This window comes from Chryseobacterium sp. VD8, assembly GCF_037149975.1.
Classification (GTDB): Bacteria; Bacteroidota; Bacteroidia; order Flavobacteriales; family Weeksellaceae; genus Chryseobacterium; species Chryseobacterium indicum.
Genome location: NZ_JBBCQL010000368.1, coordinates 1 through 2454 on the forward strand (window position 1 = coordinate 1; position 2454 = coordinate 2454).

Sequence of the window (2454 nt, forward strand, 5' to 3'; positions counted from 1 at the left end):
AAGCACAAAAGATAAACTGAACTTTACGGCTGTAAATGAAAAAAGACCACAATAGCTTAATAAAAAAATGTTTTTTTAAATTATTAAATAGTTGATTTTCAATTTATTATATCGCTCTTATTTCGTGTGATTTTTTCTTATGACCAAGGTCATAAATACTTAACATAATATTATCTTACTTTTGAAGTATCACACCACTTAAAATATAATATTATGAAATGTATCGCATCGATTGCCCTTTTGGGCATTCTCGTATTGAGCTGTCAGAAAAAAGAAAACTCAACAACATCTAATTCTGATTCGGGGTATGATTCGACTGTTGTAACAGATCCTTCTGTAAATACTACCACGCCGATGTCTAATGATTCTATTCCAAAGAACGACAGTACAAACATCACAACACCCCGCTCCGGAGGAACAGGATCGGACAGCACACGAACTGTAAAATAATCCCCAGCAATTATAACCGAACCCGTTTTATAATTTAAAGCGGGTTTGGATTCTATAAATTTAAACTATTCATAAAAAGCAATATCTGCTTAAAAGATTTAACCCGTACAATATTCAACTTATTAATTTTTAACAGATTAAGGTTAGATTTTTGTATTGATTAAATTTATATCCAATTTTTATTTCTACTAGGAATGCTTCACTATTAAGAAATATCAAAATCAGCTAATATGGTTATTAAAGAAGAAATTTTGCATTCAGTAGGAGCGAGTATTAAAAATTACAAACCCTCGGAAAGCATATTTACAGAAGGAAGCTATCCCGGTTATTACTATCAGATCATTAAAGGAGAGGTAAAGCTTAATAACTTTAACGAAGACGGAAAGGAAAGTATACAGACTATTTTGGAAGACGGACATAGCATCGGAGAGTCTCTTTTATTTATAGATAAACCTTATCCTGTAAATGCAGTTGCCCTTACAAACTGCGAAGTTCTGAAACTTCCGAAATATATATTTTTAGATTTACTAAAATTATATCCGGAAATATCTCAGGATATAAATGTCTTTATGTCTGAAAGATTATATTACGGACTGATTATGTCTCAGAATTTAGCCAGTCAGAGTCCTGCGGCAAAATTGAAAACACTCATGGATTATCTAAAGAGTTTTCAGGAAGAACAGGCTCCGTATTCCTTTATGATCCCCCTTACAAGACAGCAAATGGCTGGTCTTACGGGACTTTGCGTGGAAACAGCCATCAGAGCCATTAAGGTGATGGAGAGAGACAAACTTCTGCAAATCCGGAACAGAAAAATATTGTACTGATTATAAGGCAGATGGTCTTTTTTTTGCTAGAGAATTGTTAAAATTCTAAGATATGAAAACTATAAGCTGCATGAACATTGATCCGGAATTATTATATGAATTCGGAGCAGAAGATAGATTTTATAAAGCGAAAGAAATAATCTATAAAGAAGGAGATACAGCTTTGTATTACTACCAGATTATCAGCGGTAAAGTGAAGCAAAACAGCTACAATGAAGAAGGTAAAGAGTTTATCCATAATATTTTAGGAGAAAAACAGAGTTTTGGAGATCCCATGCTTTTTTTAGAAAAATTCTATGTAATGAACGCCATCTGCATTACCGATACAGAAATTATACGGCTTCCGAAAACAAGTTTTATGGAACTTCTGGAGAAAAATCCGAAAATTTCCTTGGAAATGAACCACTGTCTTTCCCAAAGACTCTATTTTAAAGCCATTATGCTTCAGAATATGTCTTCCTTAAACCCCGTAACAAGATTAAAAGGTTTACTGGATTATCTAAAAAGCTACCATGAAGGAGATTGCGAACAGTGTTTTCATGTAGATCTTACCAGACAGCAGATTGCCAATCTTACAGGCTTAAGAGTAGAAACAGTCATCAGAACCCTGAAAAAAATGGAAAAAGAAGGCAGTTTAAAAATAGAAATCCGAAAAATTTTATATTAATCCTGCAATTGTGACCTCAGTCATAAAAATAAAGGATATTTCAGTTGTACATTTGAGTATATAATTCATATTCATTCTTTCAGTTCTCGATAAGAGAAACAGTAAAAGCATTTGCTTTTTTTTAAATCTTTTTATTACTAAAACCAAAACCATTGCTGTCTAAATACTAGTCACGGCCGGCAATACACATCACTTAATATTAACATAAAAAAAACAGTTATGAACACTAGAAATTCAGGAAACCGTAGTTCAAGAGGAAATTCAGACTCATCAAGCAATCTTGAGGAAATCTACCAGTTAGGATACGATCACGGGTATAACGATGCCCAAAACGATGAAGATTATGACGATGACTTCTCAGAGTATGAAGATTACTTTGATGATGAAGACGATGATTATGAAAACAGCTACGAGGACTATGATGATGAAGATTATGACGACGATGACTATGATGATGAAGATTACGACGACGATGAAGACGATAACGACAACAGAGGTCGTGGAAGAGGA

The 2454-nt window shown here is 33.5% G+C and carries 3 protein-coding genes and 1 pseudogene; all 4 read left to right on the forward strand.

Annotation, left to right across the window (positions count from 1 at the left end):
• Positions 1 to 213 precede the first annotated feature (213 nt).
• Positions 214 to 450, forward strand: coding sequence for a hypothetical protein (locus WFK35_RS22155; RefSeq protein WP_336734751.1), 237 nt, complete (start codon positions 214 to 216; stop codon positions 448 to 450).
• A 230-nt stretch (positions 451 to 680) separates the two neighbouring features.
• Positions 681 to 1277, forward strand: a complete 597-nt coding sequence (locus WFK35_RS22160; RefSeq protein ID WP_214589812.1) for a Crp/Fnr family transcriptional regulator — start codon at positions 681 to 683, stop codon at positions 1275 to 1277.
• A gap of 52 nt (positions 1278 to 1329) precedes the next feature.
• On the forward strand, positions 1330 to 1944 hold the full coding sequence (locus WFK35_RS22165) for a Crp/Fnr family transcriptional regulator (protein WP_336734753.1): 615 nt from the start codon (positions 1330 to 1332) through the stop codon (positions 1942 to 1944).
• A 219-nt stretch (positions 1945 to 2163) separates the two neighbouring features.
• A pseudogene (locus WFK35_RS22170) lies at positions 2164 to 2454 on the forward strand (KGG domain-containing protein); the annotation flags it as partial.

Bases quoted from the DNA above. Each gene is read 5' to 3' on its own strand.
- WFK35_RS22165 (WP_336734753.1), top strand. From the start codon at position 1,330: ATGAAAACTATAAGCTGCATGAACATTGATCCGGAATTATTATATGAA.
- WFK35_RS22155 (WP_336734751.1), top strand. From the start codon at position 214: ATGAAATGTATCGCATCGATTGCCCTTTTGGGCATTCTCGTATTGAGC.
- WFK35_RS22160 (WP_214589812.1), top strand. From the start codon at position 681: ATGGTTATTAAAGAAGAAATTTTGCATTCAGTAGGAGCGAGTATTAAA.